17 protein-coding genes are annotated in these 17,788 nt (G+C 69.0%); 9 read left to right on the plus strand and 8 right to left on the minus strand.

Features of this window, described 5'->3' with window-relative positions:
- Positions 1–3: 3 nt before the first annotated feature.
- Complete coding sequence (locus DEU38_RS05090) at positions 4–1,908, plus strand: YhgE/Pip domain-containing protein (RefSeq protein WP_114719382.1); 1,905 nt, start codon at positions 4–6, stop codon at positions 1,906–1,908.
- Positions 1,909–2,002: 94 nt separating this feature from the next.
- Here the strand turns inward: DEU38_RS05090 and DEU38_RS05095 are convergent, their stop codons facing one another.
- The 7 genes from DEU38_RS05095 to DEU38_RS05125 all read right to left on the minus strand — a co-directional run bounded on the left by DEU38_RS05095 (position 2,003) and on the right by DEU38_RS05125 (position 8,622).
- Entirely contained in the window at positions 2,003–2,419 is a 417-nt protein-coding gene (locus DEU38_RS05095; RefSeq protein WP_114719046.1) for an ectoine synthase, read from the minus strand.
- A gap of 40 nt (positions 2,420–2,459) precedes the next feature.
- Positions 2,460–3,719, minus strand: a complete 1,260-nt coding sequence (ectB, locus tag DEU38_RS05100) for a diaminobutyrate--2-oxoglutarate transaminase (RefSeq protein ID WP_114719047.1) — start codon at positions 3,717–3,719, stop codon at positions 2,460–2,462.
- A 17-nt stretch (positions 3,720–3,736) separates the two neighbouring features.
- Positions 3,737–4,264 carry a diaminobutyrate acetyltransferase gene (gene ectA, locus DEU38_RS05105; RefSeq protein ID WP_114719048.1) on the minus strand — a complete coding sequence of 176 codons (528 nt, stop codon included), beginning with the start codon at positions 4,262–4,264 and terminating at the stop codon, positions 3,737–3,739.
- A 118-nt stretch (positions 4,265–4,382) separates the two neighbouring features.
- Complete coding sequence (locus tag DEU38_RS05110; protein ID WP_114719049.1) at positions 4,383–6,482, minus strand: RecQ family ATP-dependent DNA helicase; 2,100 nt, start codon at positions 6,480–6,482, stop codon at positions 4,383–4,385.
- A 48-nt stretch (positions 6,483–6,530) separates the two neighbouring features.
- Positions 6,531–7,013 (minus strand): GNAT family N-acetyltransferase, encoded by a 483-nt coding sequence (locus DEU38_RS05115; RefSeq protein ID WP_114719050.1) that lies wholly within the window; start codon positions 7,011–7,013, stop codon positions 6,531–6,533.
- Positions 7,014–7,060: 47 nt separating this feature from the next.
- Complete coding sequence (locus tag DEU38_RS05120; RefSeq protein ID WP_114719051.1) at positions 7,061–7,933, minus strand: ribokinase; 873 nt, start codon at positions 7,931–7,933, stop codon at positions 7,061–7,063.
- Positions 7,934–8,031: 98 nt separating this feature from the next.
- Positions 8,032–8,622: a TetR/AcrR family transcriptional regulator gene (locus DEU38_RS05125; RefSeq protein ID WP_174911395.1), complete on the minus strand. Its 591-nt coding sequence runs from the start codon at positions 8,620–8,622 to the stop codon at positions 8,032–8,034.
- 144 nt (positions 8,623–8,766) lie between these two features.
- On the opposite strand from DEU38_RS05125, the gene DEU38_RS05130 reads away from it, so the two are divergent.
- Positions 8,767–9,963, plus strand: coding sequence for a Cmx/CmrA family chloramphenicol efflux MFS transporter (locus DEU38_RS05130; RefSeq protein WP_114719052.1), 1,197 nt, complete (start codon positions 8,767–8,769; stop codon positions 9,961–9,963).
- Positions 9,964–10,050: 87 nt separating this feature from the next.
- Here DEU38_RS05130 and DEU38_RS05135 read toward each other — a convergent pair whose 3' ends face one another.
- Entirely contained in the window at positions 10,051–11,442 is a 1,392-nt protein-coding gene (locus DEU38_RS05135; protein WP_114719053.1) for an amino acid permease, read from the minus strand.
- A gap of 65 nt (positions 11,443–11,507) precedes the next feature.
- On the opposite strand from DEU38_RS05135, the gene DEU38_RS05140 reads away from it, so the two are divergent.
- The 7 genes from DEU38_RS05140 to octT all read left to right on the plus strand — a co-directional run bounded on the left by DEU38_RS05140 (position 11,508) and on the right by octT (position 17,785).
- The gene (locus DEU38_RS05140; protein ID WP_114719054.1) at positions 11,508–12,791 is read left to right on the plus strand and encodes a glutamate-5-semialdehyde dehydrogenase; all 1,284 of its coding nucleotides are present in this window, start codon (positions 11,508–11,510) and stop codon (positions 12,789–12,791) included.
- Positions 12,792–12,810: 19 nt separating this feature from the next.
- Positions 12,811–13,692, plus strand: a complete 882-nt coding sequence (locus DEU38_RS05145) for a MoxR family ATPase (RefSeq protein ID WP_114719055.1) — start codon at positions 12,811–12,813, stop codon at positions 13,690–13,692.
- 13 nt (positions 13,693–13,705) lie between these two features.
- Positions 13,706–15,151, plus strand: coding sequence for a VWA domain-containing protein (locus DEU38_RS05150; protein WP_114719056.1), 1,446 nt, complete (start codon positions 13,706–13,708; stop codon positions 15,149–15,151).
- Positions 15,152–15,232: 81 nt separating this feature from the next.
- Positions 15,233–15,940, plus strand: a complete 708-nt coding sequence (gene nadD / locus DEU38_RS05155) for a nicotinate-nucleotide adenylyltransferase (RefSeq protein WP_254623011.1) — start codon at positions 15,233–15,235, stop codon at positions 15,938–15,940.
- Positions 15,941–16,360: a ribosome silencing factor gene (rsfS, locus tag DEU38_RS05160; RefSeq protein WP_114719058.1), complete on the plus strand. Its 420-nt coding sequence runs from the start codon at positions 15,941–15,943 to the stop codon at positions 16,358–16,360. It begins immediately after the preceding gene.
- Positions 16,357–17,022, plus strand: a complete 666-nt coding sequence (locus DEU38_RS05165; protein WP_114719059.1) for a histidine phosphatase family protein — start codon at positions 16,357–16,359, stop codon at positions 17,020–17,022. The genes rsfS and DEU38_RS05165 overlap by 4 nt, the downstream gene beginning before the upstream one ends.
- Complete coding sequence (gene octT / locus DEU38_RS05170; RefSeq protein WP_114719060.1) at positions 17,009–17,785, plus strand: diglucosylglycerate octanoyltransferase; 777 nt, start codon at positions 17,009–17,011, stop codon at positions 17,783–17,785. Before DEU38_RS05165 ends, octT begins: the two co-directional genes overlap by 14 nt.
- Positions 17,786–17,788: the final 3 nt, after the last annotated feature.

Below are 17,788 nucleotides of genomic sequence, written 5' to 3' on the forward strand. Positions count from 1 at the left end.
TTCATGGTGCCAACCCAGAGCAGTGCCGCAGGCCCGTCGGCTCGCCGCGCTCACGTGATTCGCACGATCCTCGCGATCGTCGTGATCGCGCCGCTGTCCTTCGCGGCGTTCTACATGTGGGCCCTGTGGGATCCGGGCGACACCGTGAACCGGATGCCCGTCGCGATCGTGAACTCCGATGCGGGCGCCGACGTCGACGGCACTCGCATCGTCGCCGGAGACGAGGTAGTGGCCGCCCTCGTCGAGAGTGGCGACGTCTCGTGGAAGGTGGTCTCGCCGCAGGAAGCACAGACCGGTGTCGACGATGGCACCTACTACTTCTCCGTCGTCATCCCGGAGACGTTCAGCGCCGACGTCGCGAGTGCCGCGACGGGGAACGGGCGCAAGGCCCAGCTCGACGTCGTCTACAACGACTACAACAGCCTCGTCGCGACTCCTGTCGGCGAGAGCGTGATGGCACAGGTGCGGTCCGCGGTCTCCGAGTCGATCGGTGAGCAGTCCGTCGACCAGGTCCTCGTCGGACTCGGCGACGTGGGCAAGGGGATGGGTGAGGCGGCCGCCGGCGCGCAGCAGCTCTCCGACGGCACCGGAGAGGCCCTGGCCGGCACCAACCAGCTGTACGCGGGCAGTCAGGAGCTCGCGACCGGACTCGGGCAGGCGAACGCGGGAGGCAGGGAACTCGCCACCGGCGCGGGCCAGCTCGCGACGGGCGCCGACGAAGCGGCCGCCGGATCTGGTGAACTCAGCGCCGGGTTGAACCAGCTCGTCGGTGGCACCGACGAGCTCGGTGCCGGCGCCAAGCAGATCAGCGAGATCGTCGACATGGTGACCGGCCCCGTGCTGGCCATCGTCGGTGAGTCGGGCGAGATCGGCGGTCAGCTCGCGGAACTGCGGGACGGGGCACGCGAACTCGCGCGTCAGCTCACCGACCCGACGGCCGACTACCGCGGCGGCCTGATGGCGGCCACGGCGGGCGCGGGCGAGCTGAACTCGGGGCTCGGCCAGCTCTCGCAGGGCGCGCACCAGCTCGCGACCGGTGCGAACGAACTGTCGGCCGGGCTCGGGCAGCTCGCCCCCGGCAGTGTCCAGCTGCGTGACGGCCTCGGCGAACTCTCGAAGGGCGTCGGCCAGCTCGACGAAGGCAGCACCCAGCTCGCGACCGGACTGTCCGACGGCGCCAAGCAGGTGCCGCAGTTCAGCGAGCAGGAGCGCGCCACCACCGCGAACCTGCTGTCCTCGCCGGTCGCGGTTGCCGAACGCAACCCCAACCCGGCCGCCGGGTTCGGTCCGGGCGCCGTGCCCGCGGTGATGTCCGTGCTGCTGTTCCTCTGCGGCATCCTGATGTGGTTCGTGGTCCGACCGCGGCCGGGCCGCCCGCAGCGCGTCCACGCGGGCGTCGTCCGGGAGGGCCTGCGCCGCTACCGGATCCCGGCGCTGGTGACCCTCGTCGCGGCCCTGACGCTGTCGGTGGTGGCGTTCGTGGTGGCCGATGTGGACCCGCCGAGCGTGGTCGCGATGATCGCGGTGATGATCCTGGTCGGCGCGGCGGCGGTCGCGTCCGGTCGGCTGTTCACCGTCGTCTTCGGTGCGGTCAACGGCACCTTCATCGCGCTCGGCGCGTTGATGATCCAGATCTTCGCGTTCGGCGCGGTCTATCCGATCGAGCAGATGCCGACGCCGGTGCAGTGGCTGCACGCGCTGATGCCGCTGACGTGGGCCCGCAACGCAATCCGCATGGTGCTCGTCGGCTACTACGGGCCGCGCTTCTGGATCGCGGTCGCCGCACTCGCCGCGCTCGTCGTCGTGGCGGTGGCCTTCACCATCTGGTGGCGCCGCCGGCAGGAACCGGCGGCGGACGAGATTCCCCCGATGGAGGATCCGACCATCGAGATGCAGCGGATCGGCTGATCCCTGCGGCCGGCGGGCCGGAACTGACGACGGTGGTGGCCGGGTCGACGAATCGACCCGGCCACCACGTGTCTTCGCGCGCTGTCGGCGGAACCTACGACGCCGCGGCCTCGGTCTCGTCGAGGGAGACGAGCGGGTAGACGCCGTTCTCGTCGTGCACCTCGCGACCGGTCACCGGGGGGTTGAACACGCACAGCATGCGCATCTGGGTGACGGGCTCCACGCGGTGCCGTTCGTGGCCGTTCAACAGGTACATCGACCCGGGCCGCAACTGGTACACCTCGCCGCTGTCGAGGTCGGTGAGGATGCCGTCGCCCTCGACCAGCCAGACCGCCTCGATGTGGTTGGCGTAGTGGAATTCGTTGACCGATCCGGCGCGAATCGTGGTCTCGTGGAACGAGAATCCCACGCCGTCGCCGGCGAGGACGATGCGCTTGCTGCGCCAGTTGCCGTCGTCGCTCGTGATGTCGCGGTCGGTGTCGGTGATGTCGTCGGTCGTGCGAACGATCATGAGAGTTCCTCTCGTCGCTGAAGTGTGGGCGTGGGCGCGGTCAGGCGAAGACCTTGGCGGTGGCCTCGGCCAGGATGCTCAGCCCGTGATCGAGTTCGGCGTCGGTGATGGTGAGCGGCGGCAGCAGCTTGACCACCTCGTCCGACGGGCCGGACGTCTCGGCCAGCAGTCCCTCGTCGAATGCGATGCCGCACACCTTCACGGCCATCCCGGGATCGTCGAACACGAGACCCTGGACCATGCCGCGGCCGCGCGTGCTCACGCCGTCGAAGGTGACAGCCAGGTTCGAGAAGATCTGGTTGATCCGCGCGCCCTTGGCGAGCGTGGCCCGATGCAGTGCGTCGTCCGACCAGTAGTGGTCCAGGGCGGCCGTCGCGGTCACGAACGCGGGGTTGTTGCCGCGGAACGTGCCGTTGTGCTCGCCCGGCGCCCACAGGTCCAGCTCCGGCTTGAAGAGGGTCAGCGCCATCGGCAGGCCGTAACCGCCGATCGACTTCGACAGCGTGACGATGTCCGGAGTGATGCCCGCGACCTCGAACGAGAAGAACGGGCCGGTGCGCCCGCACCCCATCTGCACGTCGTCGACGATCAGCAGGATGTCGCGGCGGGTGCACAGCTCGGAGAGGGCGCGCAGCCATTCCGGCCGGGCAACGTTGACGCCGCCCTCGCCCTGCACGGTCTCGACGATCACCGCGGCCGGGCGGTTGAGTCCACTACCCGAGTCGTCCAGGACGCGCTCGAACCAGTGGAAGTCCTCCATGACTCCACCGAAGTAGTTGTCGAACGGCATCGGCGTCGCGTGCACCAACGGCACACCTGCGCCGGCACGTTTCATGGAGTTGCCGGTGACCGACAGTGCACCCAACGTCATACCGTGAAAAGCGTTGGTGAAGTTGATGACCGACTCGCGGCCGGTGGCCTTGCGGGCCAGTTTCAGCGCGGCCTCCACCGAGTTCGTTCCGGTGGGACCGGGGAACTGGACCTTGTAGTCGAGCCCGCGGGGCTCGAGGATGTTGCGCTGGAAGCTCTTCAGGAAGTCGCGTTTGGCCACGGTCGACATGTCCAGGCCGTGGGTGATGCCGTCGCTCGCGATGTAGTCGATCAGGGCCTGTTTCATGACGGGGTTGTTGTGCCCGTAGTTGAGGGCGCCCGCCCCGGCGAAGAAGTCCAGGTAGTCGCGGCCGGTCTCGTCGCGGATCCAGGCTCCGGACGCTGACTCGAAGACGGTCGGCCAGTTCCGGCTGTAGCTCCGCACCTCGGACTCGAGGGATTCGAAAATGCTGGTCTCGACAGTGGTCATGAGTGAGTGTTCCTTCCTCAGGAAGCGTGCTGCGGCGAGATCGTGTAGAGGTCCTCGGCTGCATGCGCGTCGGGAAAGTCGTTCGGGGAAAACAGCTTCCGGTCGGTGATCGTCGAACCTCTGCGATGGGCGACGGACGTGAACAGCGCGATCGACGCGACATTGTCCGGGCTGATCGTGGTCTCCAGATTCCAGACGCCTTGCAGCGCAACGCGGTCGAGGAGATCGTTCAGCATGCGTCCGGCCAGTCCCCGGCCTCGCTGGGCGGCATCGACGGCCACCTGCCACACGAACAGGGTGTCCGGGGCCTCGGGGCGAATGTATCCGGTGACGAATCCGGTCACCCGGCCGTCGACGGTGGAGACGATCGACGTGTCTTGAAAGTCTCTACACCACAACAGGTATGAGTAGCTCGAGTTGACGTCGAGCGTCTGTGAATCCTTGGCGATCTCCCAGAGCCGGACTCCGTCTGAGATCTGTGGCTTACGGAACTCCACCGCGTCCGGCACGGTGGTCGGGGTAACTCGCGTTTGTATTGGCGTCATTGATGAATCGAACGTAACAACCCTGCGTCACGATTTCACGGATCCCCGGAAATCGGGCAGATGAGACCCCGCAGTCGTGCAGGTGGGGCACTCAATGTGAGCCTGGTCACGTTCGGTATCACTTGGGGGTGGCGAGCGCGAAAGGAAGGACGGAGGGAGCTCCTGCCCGGCGGAGGATCCGCGCCGCCATTGTCAGCGTCCAACCCGTGTCGGTGACGGCGTCGAGCAGCAGCACCGGGCGGTCGATTCCGGTGAGATCGGGCACCTCCCACGCGCCGTCGAGACCCGCGACACGGTAGGCCGAGTTGGCCGCCGAGACGGGCGGATGGTCCGGCCGCTCGTGCAGCACTCCCAGGTCGGTGAGGCGACCCACCTCGGCGAGCCGGGCGGTCAGGGACCGCATGAGCACCGGGTGGGTGGTGGACTCGAGGCACATGACGGCGGCGGGCCGCTCCGCCCAATCCCAGGCCGCCAGGACCTTGATGCACGCATCGACGACGGCGTCGGGCACGGGCACGTCGGGGCCGTCGAGCAGCGTCCGCAGGCGCTGTCCCCAGCCGAGGTCGGACAGTCGGCCCAGGACGCGGCCGGTGTCGGGGCCGTCGGTGATCTTGCCGGACAGGCTGATTCCGAGCTTCGCCATGCCGGTGGGCCACTGCTTGCGGGGGAGCAGGTCGATGCCGGGCCGTTCGAGCCGCTGTCTGGTGTCGGCGACCGCCGCCTCGCTGACCGTGGCGCTGTACTTGGGGCCCGCGCAGTTGTCGCAGCGGCCGCAGCGCCCGTCCCCGTCGCCCAGCCCGGGGTCGTCGAGCTGGCGGCGCAGGAACGTCATGCGGCACTCGTCGGTGCGCTCGTACTCGAGCATGGCTTCCTGCTCGGCCTGGCGTGCCACCTCGAGGCGGCCGTAGCGTTCCGCGTCGTACGTCCAGGGCTGCCCCGTGGCGACCCAGCCGCCACGGACCCGACGCACCGCGCCGTCGACGTCGAGGACCTTGAGGACCAGTTCGAGTCGCGTCCGGTTGAGTTCGACGAGCGGTTCGAGGGCCTGCGTGGACTGCGGACGTTCGGTGTCGAGGACGTCGATCACCTTCCGGACGATGTGTTCGCGGGGGAACGACACCGACGCGAAGTAGCTCCAGATCTGCTGGTCCTCGCTGCCGGGCAGCAGCACCACCTCGGCGCTGTCGGTCGATCGGCCGGCGCGGCCCACCTGCTGGTAGTACGAGATCGGGGACGAGGGTGCGCCGAGGTGCACCACGAAACCCAGATCCGGCTTGTCGAAGCCCATCCCCAGCGCCGACGTGGCGACCAGCGCCTTGACGTCGTTGTTCAGCAGGTCGGTCTCGAGTGCCTCCCGCTCGGCGGCGTCGGTCTGCCCGGTGTACGCGGCGACGCGGTGGCCGCGGTCGGCCAGCAGGCTCGCCAGGTCCCGCGCCGCGGACACGGTCAGGGTGTAGATGATCCCGGATCCGGGCAGTTCGTCGAGGTGCTCGGCGAGCCACGCGGCGCGCTGGGTGGCGTTCGCGATCCGGACCACCGACATGTGCAGCGACTCGCGCTCGAGGCCGCCGCGCAACACGAGGGTCTCGGCGCCGCCGACACCCAGCTGCGCCGAGACGTCCGCGACGACGCGGTCGTTGGCGGTCGCGGTCGTCGCGAGGACGGGAATCCCCTCGCCCAGTTCCTCCACGAGGGTGCGGATCCGGCGGTAGTCGGGCCGGAAGTCGTGACCCCAGTCCGAGACGCAGTGCGCCTCGTCGACCACGACCAGACCGGCGTCGGCGGCGAGCGACGGCAGCACCTGGTCCCGGAAGTCGGGATTGTTGAGACGCTCGGGGCTGACCAGCAGCACGTCCAGTTCCCGGGCCGCGACGCGCTGGTGGATCTCGTCCCACTCCGTCATATTGCCGGAGTTGATCGTCGCCGCGCGCACGCCGGCGCGTTCGGCCGAGGCCACCTGGTTGCGCATCAGGGCGAGCAGCGGCGAGACGATGACGGTCGGCCCGTGCCCGTGCGCCCGCAGGAGCTTCGCAGCGATGAAGTACACCGCCGACTTGCCCCAGCCGGTGCGCTGCACCACCAGCGCGCGCCGTCGTCCGACGACCAGCGCCTCGATCGCGGTCCACTGGTCCTCGCGGAGCGTGGCCTGCGGGCCGGCCAGCTCCCGGAGCAACCGTTCGGCCTCGTCACGGAGATCTGCAGTGGTCGCGGTCGTCATGGGTCCATCGTGCCCGAGGGGGCCGACAGGCCGGCGACGACGGTCGGATCAGCGGCGGGAACCCCCGTCGCTGGGGTGTGTCGCGCGTGCCATGTGCAGGATCGGGAACGGGCGCCCGTCGGCATCGGTGGCCGAGCGACCCGTCGTGACGAAGCCGTGGTGCCGGTAGAAGTCGACCGCGCGGGGATTCTGTTCGTTCACATCCAGGTGCAGATCGGGATGCTCGGCTACCGCTCGGCGCAGGAGTGCGGATCCGACGCCGCGACCGAGGCGTGCGCCGTCGACGAAGAGCATCTCGAGGGAGCTTCCGGCCAGCCCCGAGAATCCGGCCGGTAGCCCGTCGACCGTCGCGACCGTCACCTCGACGGCGGGGAGGTAGTCGCCGAGCATCCGTGACTCGTAGAAGTCGACGTCGTCCGGTGTCAGGAAGTCGTGGGTGGCCTCGACGGCGCTGCGCCAGATGCGCACGAGGGCGGGCCACTCCCGAGGCCCGAGGCACGGGCGCAGCGCGGGTGCGATCGGTGTGTTCACAGGGGGACCGTACGGATGGAAGCCGAGCGTGCCAAGTGAATTCGGTATCAGGTGTTCTCGGACAGGAGCGCCTCGATCTCCGCGCGCGTCGGCGACGCAGCGCTCGCGCCCGGGCGGGTGGTGGCCAGCGCGCCCGCCGCGCAGGCGAAGGTCAGGGCGTCGCACGGGCCGCGGTCCCACGCGAACGCGAGTGCGCCGGTGAAGGCGTCGCCGGCTCCCGTGGTGTCGACGGCATCGACGTCGGGGGAGCCGACCTGCACCCGGTCGCCCTGCGGGCCGCGGTAGCGCGCGCCGTCTGCGCCGAGGGTCGTCACGACGTGCGCCACCCGCGCGAGGGTGTCCCCGCCGAGCTGCTGCTCCTCGGTCTCGTTGACGACGAGGACATCGACCGAAGCGATCAATTCGTCCGGAAGGGGCCGTGCCGGAGAGGGATTGAGCATCACGACGGTGTCGTGCGCGGAGCCGTGCCGGGCCGCCGCGGTCACCGTCTCGACCGGAATCTCCAACTGGCACAACAGGACGTCGGCGTCGGCGACCGGCCTCAGCTCCTCGTCGGTGAGGTCGAGGACGCGCGAGTTGGCGCCGGGGAGCACGACGATCGAGTTCTGCCCGTCGTCGTCGACAGTGATCACGGCGACCCCGCTGGGGCCCGACACCTCCCGCAGTCGCTCGGCGTCGACCTCGGCGTCGACGAGAGCCTGGCGGAGGTCGAGCGCGAAGGTGTCGTCGCCCACCGCGCCGACGAAGGCGACGTCCGCGCCCGCCCTGGCGGCCGCGATCGCCTGGTTGGCACCCTTGCCGCCCGGGGTGGTTGCGAAGGTTGTGCCCAGGATCGTCTCGCCCGGCGCGGGCATCCGAGGTGTCCGGGCCACCAGGTCCATGTTGATGCTGCCGACTACGACCACTCTGTTCGCGGACATCCCCCGACCCTAGGCGCGGCGAGGTCGGCGCGCCTGGGTCGTGCGGTCTCGCGACGGGTCGGCGTTCGTCCGACGGTCGGGGTTGCGGTGGCGGCCACTCAGGGCCAGGCGCGCAGGGCAAGCTCGGCGACGCCCTCGAGTTGGACCCGGCCGGCCCCCTGGCGGGCGGCGTGGGCCAAGCCGTTCAGCACCGTCAATGTGTAGCGGCTCAGTGTGACGGCGTCCGTGTCGGCCGGCAGAACGTGCGCGTGGATATCGGTCCGGATCTTTGCGGCGAACGCCGTGACGTTGCTCGTGCGGAGTTCGGTCAGCAACGCTGCGACCTCGGCGTTGGATGTGCCCGCGTCGCCATCGACGACGAGGCAGCCGGCCGGAAGGTCTGGGCGGGTGTAGCGCAGCGGGCCGTCGCGGAAGACCCGGGCTGCTGCCGCCTTCGCGGTCGGCTCCTCGGCCAGCGCGCGGTCGATGAAGCCGCCGTAGCGCTCGACGTACACCTGAAGCGCCTCGGCGAAGAGTTGCTGCTTGTCGCCGAACGCGTTGTACAGGCTCGGGGCCCCGATACCGAGTTCTTCGGTGAGATCGCGCACCGAGGTGGCCTCGTAGCCCTGGCGCCAGAACAGTCGGATCGCCTTGTCCAACGCCGCATCTCGATCGAACGAGCGAGGGCGCCCGCGAAGCGTTGTCACCATGGGTCACATTTTAGAGCAAGCGCTACACAAGGTGCTAGGGTCTGCTTTCTGTAACGGTCACTAAAGAAATGGAGTGGGGTACATGGATCGGCGGGCTACGGCTGAGGGACAGTGGATCGGCGTCGGCGGCGGGGTGATGCTCTGATGCCGACGACAGTTTTCGTCCTCGGTTTCGCGATCTTCGCCCAGGGCACCAGCGAACTGATGCTGGCCGGGCTGGTTCCCGATATTGCTGTCGACCTGGGCGTTTCGGTCCCGCAGGCGGGCCTGTTGATCTCGGGTTTCGGGCTCGGGATGGTCATCGGAGCCCCAGTTCTCACGATCGCGACCTTGCGGTGGCCCCGTCGGCGCGCTCTGCTGCTGTTCATCGGGGTGTTCGTCCTCGCGCACGTGGTGGGGGCCACCAGTTCGAGCTTCGAGGCGCTGTTCGCAAGCCGGTTCATCGGTGCGTTCGTGTACGCGGGGTTCTGGGCCGTCGCCGCGAGCACCGCGATGGAACTGGTTCCCGGTCACCGGCGCGGCCGCGCGATGAGCATCGTCGCCGGTGGACTCACCGTGGCGACGGTGATCGGGCTGCCCGCCGGTACCTGGATCGGGCAGAATTTCGGTTGGCGTGCCGCATTCTGGGCGGTGGTCGTCCTGTCGGTGCCGGCGATGGCCGGTGTCGCGGCGCGCGTGCCCGCCCTGACGCCGAGTGAGTCGCCGCGGGTTCGTGATGAGCTTCGAGCGATGGCGCGGCCCCGTCTGTGGCTGTCCTATGCAATGACCGCGGCTTCGACGGCGGCGCTGCTCGTCACGTTCTCCTACCTGGGTGTCTTGCTGATCGACACCACCGGGCTTGCGCCGGCGTGGGTTCCCGCGGTGCTGTCGGTCTATGGCGTCGGGGCGCTGCTGGGCATCGCGGTCGGGGGTCGGGCTTTCGACAGGTGGCCCGTTCGGGTCCTCGGGGTCGGGTTCGCCGGATTGCTCGTCTGCTCGGCCTTGATCGCGCTGACCGCCGAATCGGTTCTTCCGATGGTGATCCTGGTGTTCCTCCTCGGAGCGACAGGGTTCGGTGCCAACCCCGCGCTCAACGCGCGGGTCTTCGGAATCGCTCCGGCGGCACCGGCGCTCGTCGCGGCAGGCAGTACCGCCTCGTTCAACGTCGGCATCAGCGTCGGCCCCTGGCTCGGTGGACTCGCACTCACTGCCGGATTCGGGTACCCCAGTGTCGGCTGGATCGGCGCAGCCCTCGCCCTGGTCGCGCTCGTCCTCCTAGAGGCCGAGACGCTCGCCCTCGGACGAGAACGACGAGCGCCGACGTCCGGGACGAAGGCCTTGCCGATCGTGGTCGTGAGGTAGGCGTAGGCGCAGAACTAGTCGATGGCATTTCCGAGCACCGTGGCCCCGACGGCACGCTCGACGGCGGCGTCGTCGGTGACCGTGCCCTCAGTAGCGAGAGGAAGCGCGCCCGAGGAGGGCGTAGTAGCCGCCGACGACCAACGCGCCGAACACGGCGCCGACGGCGAGCGCGATCCGGCCGGTCTCGGTGAAGAAGAGCAGCACGACGACGAACGCCAGGAATGTGAGTGCGATCCAGTTCGTGTAGGGTGCGCCGGGCAGTCGGTAGTCGGACGCCGGCAGCGCGCCGCTGTTGACGAATCGGCGGTAGCGGAGGTGGCACATGAGGATCACGCCCCACACGAAGATGATCCCGATCGTCGACACCGACGTGATGTAGACGAAGGCGCGATCGGGAGACAGGACGTTCACGATGACGCCGATGACCATTGCGCCGGCCGACATGGTGAGACCCGCGTACGGAACCTGCCGGCTGCTGAGCCGGCTCAACGCCGCGGGCGCCTGGCGGCGCAGCGAGAGGCTCCGCAGCATCCGCCCCGTCGAGTAGATGCCGGAGTTGCACGACGACAGTGCCGCGGTGAGGAGCACGAAGTTCATGATGCCGGCGGCTGCCGGGATGCCGATCTGCTCGAACACCTCCACGAACGGGCTCTTGCCGGCCTCGAAGTCCCGCCAGCTCGCGACCGACAGGATGACGATGAGAGAACCGACATAGAACAGCCCGATGCGGAACGGCAGGGTGTTGATCGCCTTGCGCAACGTCTGTTTGGGATTCTCGGCCTCGCCCGCCGTCACACCGACCAGTTCCACGCCGACGTACGCGAACATCACCACTTGCAGGCTCATCAGTGCGCTGCCGAATCCGTTCGGGAACACACCGCCGTCGGCCCACAGGTTCGTCACGGTCGGGTTGGTCGCGTGACCGAAGCCGATCGTGAGCACCCCGATGCCGATGAGGATCATGCCCAGGATCGCGGTGATCTTGATGGCCGAGAACCAGAACTCGGCCTCACCGAAGAGCTTCACCGAGATGAGATTGGCGCCGAACAACACGAGCAGCACCACCAGTGCAGTCAGCCACGTGGGCACACTCGGCCACCAGTACTCGACGTACTTGCCGGCGACGGTGATCTCGGCCATACAGGTCGCGGCCCACACCGCCCAGTACGCCCAGCCGGTCGCGAACCCGAAGAACCGGCCCAGGAACTCCTCGGCGTACTCGGCGAAGCTGCCCGAGATCGGCCGGTAGGTGAGGAGTTCGCCGAGCGCCCGCATGATGACGAAGATCACGAGACCGGCCGCGAGGTAGACCAGGATCAGTGACGGTCCGGCCTCCTCGATCGCACCGCCGGCGCCGTAGAACAACCCGGTGCCGATCGCGCCGCCGAGGGCGATCATCTGGATGGTGCGCGAGTTCAGTCCGCGGCTGTACCCCTCCGAGGGCGCTTCGGGGATCGTCTCGTGTCGTGACAATGACATTTCCTTACGCAGACGGCGCGTGGGCAGATAGATTATGCGCCCGGCGCGGTCGCTAATCTGTAGAGATGACTGCCGCGACGCATACTTCACCCGCAGCCGGCGAAGCCGGGGACACTCGGGAGGCGGTGCACGGCGCCGCTCGCCGCGCGCGTGTCGCGTCCCGTGTGCTGGCGCTGCTGACCACCGCGCAGAAGGACGCCGCCCTGCATGCGGCCGCGGATGCCGTTCTCGCCGCGACCGACGCCGTCCTGGCCGCCAATGCCGAGGACATCGAGGCCGCGCGTGCGGCCGGTACCGAGGAATCGCTGCTCGACCGGCTGCGGCTGACCGCCGATCGGGTCGAGGGCATCGCGTCCGGCCTGCGTCAGGTCGCGGGCCTGCAGGATCCGGTCGGCGAGATCGTCCGCGGTTCCACGCTGCCCAACGGGCTCGAGATCCGCCAGGTCCGCGTCCCGCTCGGTGTGGTCGGCATGGTCTACGAGGCCCGCCCCAACGTCACGGTCGATGCGTTCGGCCTCGCGCTCAAGTCCGGTAACGCGGCGCTGCTGCGCGGATCGTCGTCGGCGGCCGAGTCCAACGCCGCGCTCGTGAAGGTGCTGCGCGCCGCCCTCGCGACGGAGGGACTGCCCGAGGACGCCGTGCAGCTGCTGCCCAGCGCGGACCGCTCGAGTGTCACCCACCTGATCCAGGCCCGCGGTCTGGTCGACGTCGTCATCCCGCGCGGTGGCGCCGGGCTGATCAACGCGGTGGTGCGCGACGCCACCGTGCCCACCATCGAGACCGGTGTCGGCAACTGCCACGTCTACATCCACTCCGCGGCCGACCTGGACATGGCAGAGAAGATCGTCCTCAACGCCAAGACCCGGCGTCCCAGCGTGTGCAACACCGCGGAGACGCTGCTGGTCGACGCCGCGATCGCCGACACCGCGGTGCCGCAGCTGCTGCAGGCCCTGCAGATGCAGAGCGTCACCGTGCACGGCGACCTGCCCGGACTGGTCCCGGCCACCGAGGAGGACTGGTCCGAGGAGTACCTGACTCTCGACATCGCGCTCAAGGTCGTCGACGGTCTCGACGCGGCCGTCGAGCACATCGACCGGTACGGCACCGGCCACACCGAGGCCATCGTGACGTCCGATTTGTCCGCCGCGCGCGAGTTCACCGCCCGCGTCGACGCCGCCGCGGTTATGGTCAACGCCTCGACCGCATTCACCGACGGTGAACAGTTCGGGTTCGGCGCAGAGATCGGGATCTCCACGCAGAAGCTCCACGCCCGCGGCCCCATGGGCCTGGGCGAGCTCACCTCGACCAAGTGGACTGTCTGGGGAGACGGTCATACCCGACCGGCCTGACGGCCCGAAAGGAGCGAGTGTGGACCGGGCCCTGCCGACTGCACCGCCGCTGTTCGCGAGCGTCGACGACGTCATCGCGCGACTCGCCGAGACCGGCTACCTCTCCGACAAGGCGACCGCCACCGCGGTGTTCCTCGCTGACCGATTGGGCAAGCCGCTCCTGATCGAGGGCCCCGCCGGCGTCGGCAAGACCGAACTGGCCCGCGCCGTCGCGCAGACGTCGGGCGCGGAACTGGTGCGCCTGCAGTGCTACGAGGGCGTCGACGAGTCTCGCGCGTTGTACGAGTGGAACCACGCGAAGCAGATCCTCAGGATCCAGGCCGGCAGCGATCACAGCTGGGACGCCACCAAGCAGGACGTGTTCTCCGAGGAGTTCCTGCTGTCGCGCCCGCTGCTGACCGCGATCCGCCGCGAGGACCCGACCGTGCTGCTGATCGACGAGGTCGACAAGGCGGACGTCGAGATCGAGGGCCTGCTGCTCGAGGTCCTCAGCGACTTCGCGGTCACCATTCCCGAGCTCGGCACGATCACCGCGACGCGCAAGCCCTTCGCGGTGCTCACCTCCAACGCGACACGGGAGCTGTCGGAGGCGCTCAAGCGTCGCTGCCTGTTCCTGCACCTCGAGTTCCCCGACGCCGAGCTCGAGCGCCGGATCCTCGCGAGCCGCGTCCCGGAACTGCCGGAGGCCATCGCCGAGCAACTCGTGCGCACCGTCAACGTGCTGCGCGGCATGCAGCTCAAGAAGGTGCCGTCGGTGTCGGAGACCATCGACTGGGGTCGCACGCTGCTCGCGCTCGGTCTCGACACTCTCGACGACGACGCGGTCCGCGCCACGATGGGTGTCGTGCTCAAGCATCGGGCCGATCAGCAGCGCGCCGCCGCCGAGCTGCGCCTCAACTGAGGGGATCGAGCCGATGGCCACGTCGCCAGCACACCGCCGTGGAGGTCCGCCGGCGCCGCACGGAATTCCGGGTCATCTCGTCGACTTCGTCGAGGCGCTGCGGCGCCGCGGGATCTCGGTCGGCCCGTCCGAGACCGTCGACGCCGGCCAGGTGATGTCGGTTCTCGATCTCCTGGACCGCGAGGCGCTGCGCGAGGGGCTCGCCTGCTCGCTGCTGCGCCGCCCGACGCACCGCGCGACCTTCGACGCGCTGTTCGACCTGTGGTTCCCCGTCGGAGTCGGTGCGCGCGATGACAGTGGCATCGACCGGTCGCTGCCACGGTCGCCCGACGGCGAGGTCGACCTCGACGCGCTGCGGGAGCTGTTGGCCGAACTCCTCTCCGACGACTCGCCCGAGGCCCTCGAACAGCTCGAGGTGCTGGTCGCGCAGATGGTCGACGAACTCGGCCGGTACGAATCGTCCAACGGGCCGTCGTTCTCGGCGTACCAGGCGCTGCGCAACGTCGCCCCCGACAGGCTGATCGAGAAGATCCTCTCCGGGTTGCTCGGCAATCAGCAGGACGGCGAACGACCTGCGGGGGACTACGCCTCCGAGGTGGCCAAGCGCGCCGCGGTGCAGCGGATCACGGACTTCCGCAAGATGGTCGAGTCGGAGACCCGGCGGAGGTCCGCGGAACAGATCGGCAAGGAGAGGGTCGCGAGCTACGGCGTGCCCAAGCTCGCCGAGGAGGTCGACTTCCTGCGTGCGTCGGACGCGGAGCTGACGGCCCTGCGGCGCAGCGTCACCCCACTGGCGCGGCTGCTGGCGAGCCGGCTGGCGGTGCGTCGCAGTCGGGCGCGGGCGGGCGCGATCGACCTGCGTCGAACGCTGCGCAAGTCCATGTCCACCGGCGGCGTCCCGATCGATCTGGTGCAGCGTAAGCCGCGCCCGGCCCGGCCCGAGTTGGTGCTGCTGTGTGACGTCTCCGGCTCGGTGGCCGGGTTCTCCCATTTCACGTTGCTGTTGGTGCATGCTCTGCGTGAGCAGTTCTCGCGGGTGCGGGTGTTCGCGTTCATCGACACCACCGACGAGGTCACCCGGTTCTTCGACACGGGCTCCGACCTGGGCGTCGCGATGTCGCGGATGGTCCGGGAAGCCGACCTGATCACGTACGACGGACACTCGGACTACGGTCACGCGCTCGGGGTGTTCGCGGAGCGGTACGCGCAATCCATCACCAGCCGCAGCTCGCTGCTGGTCCTGGGTGACGGGCGCAACAACTACCGCGATCCCGGTCTTCCCGCGCTCGAACACCTGGTGTCGGTCGCCAAGCACGCGCACTGGCTCAACCCGGAACCGCGTGGTCAGTGGGGTACGGGTGACTCGGCGGCGCTGGTCTACAACGAGGTGATCGACATGCACGAGTGCCGATCCGCGCAGCAACTGGCCGCGGTGGTTGCCGGTTTGCTGCCTGTGTGAATTCGTGAGCTGCGTCAACCCGTAAGCTGGATCATCGTGCAGCAGCCGACAGCGATCACCCGACGGCGCCGCCTGGGCGTGATGGGTGGCACCTTCGATCCGATCCACCACGGGCACCTCGTGGCGGCCAGTGAGGTCGCGGATCGATTCGACCTCGACGAGGTGATCTTCGTCCCCACCGGTCAGCCGTGGCAGAAGGACGATCGCGAGGTCAGCCCCGCCGAGGACCGCTACCTGATGACGGTGATCGCCACGGCGTCGAATCCGCGGTTCTCGGTGAGCCGCGTCGACGTGGACCGAGCCAAGGTCACCTACACGGTGGACACGCTGCGGGACCTGCGAACGCAGCATCCCGACGCCGAACTGTTCTTCATCACGGGCGCCGACGCGCTCGAGAGCATCCTGTCGTGGCAGGACTGGGAGGAACTGTTCGCGCTCGCCAAGTTCGTCGGCGTCTCGCGGCCCGGCTACGAGCTGCACACCGAGCACCTCTCGTCGCACCTCGAGCGGCTGCCGCGCGACGCGGTGACCCTGATCGAGATTCCGGCCCTGGCGATCTCGTCGACGGAGTGCCGACTGCGGGCCAGCGAACACCGGCCCGTCTGGTACCTCGTGCCGGACGGCGTGGTCCAGTACATCAGCAAGCGCAACCTGTACCAGCCGAGCGGTGTGGCACGCCTGGACGGTGCGGTCACGATGTCCGAGCCGGTTCCGGCGCGACAGTCGCCCGGCGAAGCACCCGCAGACCCTTCACAATCTTCAGTACAAGCAGAACCGGGAGAACACTGAGTGAGCGCATCGAACGACGCCATGGAGATGGCACGCATCGCGGCACTGGCGGCCGACGAGAAGTTGGCCTCGGACGTGGTGGTGCTCGACGTCTCGGAGCAGTTGGTGATCACGGACTGTTTCGTCATCGCCTCCGCCCCCAACGAGCGTCAGGTCAACGCGATCGTCGAGAACGTCGAGGACAAGCTGCGCGAGGCCGGGCACAAGCCCGTGCGACGCGAGGGCACCCGTGAGGGTCGCTGGGCGCTGCTCGACTACGTCGACATCGTCGTCCACGTCCAGCACACCGACGAGCGCAACTTCTATGCGCTGGATCGGCTGTGGAAGGACTGCCCGGAGATCCCGGTCGAGGGTGTCGAGCCGCGGCAGCTGTCGATCGAGCCCGATCCGGCGGACGACGCCGGGGAGCCGGAGCAGTGACCTCGGCCGCGGCGGTGCCCGCGGTCAAACGTCTGATCCTGCTGCGGCACGGTCAGACGGAATACAACGCGTCGGACCGGATGCAGGGACAGCTCGACACCGACCTGTCCGATCTGGGCCGCGCGCAGGCGAAGACGGCGGCGCAGGCGCTCGCCGACAAGCGTCCGTTCGCGATCGTGTCGTCGGATCTGCGCCGCGCGCACGACACCGCGCTCGCGCTCGGCGACCACATCGGGTTGCCGGTGGAGACCGATGCCCGGCTCCGGGAGACCCACCTGGGGGACTGGCAGGGCCTCACCCACACCGACGTCGACGTCATCTCGCCCGGTGCGCGCGCACGGTGGCGCACCGACGCCGAATGGGCGCCGCCCGCCGGTGAGAGCCGGATCGACGTCGCGGCCCGCAGCCTGCCCGTCGTGCTCGATCAGCTCGAACGGTACGAATCCTGGGGTTCGGATCCGTTGGTGTTGGTCGCACACGGCGGCCTCATCGCCGCGCTCACGGCGCGACTGCTCGACCTGCCGGTGGATCGGTGGCCGGTGCTCGGTGGACTAGGAAACACCAGCTGGGTGCAGCTCAGCGGACACGGGGAGGGGACAGATCCGGTATGGCGATTGGATGTGTGGAACGCGTCAGCGAGCGTGGCCAGTGACGTCCTCTGACGGCCCCGCCGTCGGTGGCAGCTCGGGGCAGCCGGTGCTGCTGGTCGTCGCCGACTCGTTGGCCTACTACGGGCCGAAGGGCGGGCTGCCGGCCGACCATCCGCGGATCTGGCCGACCCTGGTCGCGAAGGAACTGGGCTGGCGGGTGGAACTCGTCGCGCGCATCGGCTGGACCAGCCGTGACGCGTGGTGGGCGATCACACAGGACCCGCGGGTGTGGGCCGCGGTGCCGCAGGCCGGTGCCGTCGTCTTCGCGGTCGGCGGCATGGATTCGCTGCCGTCACCGCTGCCGACGGCGCTGCGTGAACAGCTGCGCTACATCCGGCCGCCGGCGTTGCGGCGCGTCGTCCGGTCCGGTTACCAATGGCTGCAGCCACGGCTGTCGAAGCTGGGACGTCCGGTGGCGTTGCCGCCCAAGCTGTCGGTGGAGTACCTGGAGAGCTGCCGCGACGCGTTGGCAGCGATCCGCCCGGACCTGCCGGTGATCGGCACCTATCCGTCCGTGCATCGCTGCGATGCCTACGGTCGTGTGCACACCGGGCGTGCCCCCGCGGTCCGTGCCCTCGAGGCATGGTCGTCGGACAAGGGTGTGCCGATGGTGGATCTCGCGGCCGCGGTGCGGGAGAACGTCTTCTCGGATCGTGCGAATCCGGACGGAATCCATTGGGGCTGGGACGCGCACGAGGAGGTGGCGGCCGCGATGATCGACGCGATCAAGAACGTCCGTCGCTCGAACACCTCCGACGAGATCGAAATAGGGTAGTGG

The organism is Rhodococcus sp. AG1013 (genome assembly GCF_003350365.1).
In the GTDB taxonomy this organism is placed as follows: domain Bacteria; phylum Actinomycetota; class Actinomycetes; order Mycobacteriales; family Mycobacteriaceae; genus Prescottella.

Excerpts from the sequence above, each read along its gene's own strand:
- DEU38_RS05090 (WP_114719382.1), top strand. The coding sequence starts at position 4 with ATGGTGCCAACCCAGAGCAGTGCCGCAGGCCCGTCGGCTCGCCGCGCT.
- DEU38_RS05095 (WP_114719046.1), bottom strand. The coding sequence starts at position 2,419 with ATGATCGTTCGCACGACCGACGACATCACCGACACCGACCGCGACATC.
- ectB (WP_114719047.1), bottom strand. The coding sequence starts at position 3,719 with ATGACCACTGTCGAGACCAGCATTTTCGAATCCCTCGAGTCCGAGGTG.
- ectA (WP_114719048.1), bottom strand. The coding sequence starts at position 4,264 with ATGACGCCAATACAAACGCGAGTTACCCCGACCACCGTGCCGGACGCG.
- DEU38_RS05110 (WP_114719049.1), bottom strand. The coding sequence starts at position 6,482 with ATGACGACCGCGACCACTGCAGATCTCCGTGACGAGGCCGAACGGTTG.
- DEU38_RS05120 (WP_114719051.1), bottom strand. The coding sequence starts at position 7,933 with ATGTCCGCGAACAGAGTGGTCGTAGTCGGCAGCATCAACATGGACCTG.
- DEU38_RS05125 (WP_174911395.1), bottom strand. The coding sequence starts at position 8,622 with ATGGTGACAACGCTTCGCGGGCGCCCTCGCTCGTTCGATCGAGATGCG.
- DEU38_RS05130 (WP_114719052.1), top strand. The coding sequence starts at position 8,767 with ATGCCGACGACAGTTTTCGTCCTCGGTTTCGCGATCTTCGCCCAGGGC.
- DEU38_RS05135 (WP_114719053.1), bottom strand. The coding sequence starts at position 11,442 with ATGTCATTGTCACGACACGAGACGATCCCCGAAGCGCCCTCGGAGGGG.
- DEU38_RS05140 (WP_114719054.1), top strand. The coding sequence starts at position 11,508 with ATGACTGCCGCGACGCATACTTCACCCGCAGCCGGCGAAGCCGGGGAC.
- DEU38_RS05150 (WP_114719056.1), top strand. The coding sequence starts at position 13,706 with ATGGCCACGTCGCCAGCACACCGCCGTGGAGGTCCGCCGGCGCCGCAC.
- nadD (WP_254623011.1), top strand. The coding sequence starts at position 15,233 with ATGGGTGGCACCTTCGATCCGATCCACCACGGGCACCTCGTGGCGGCC.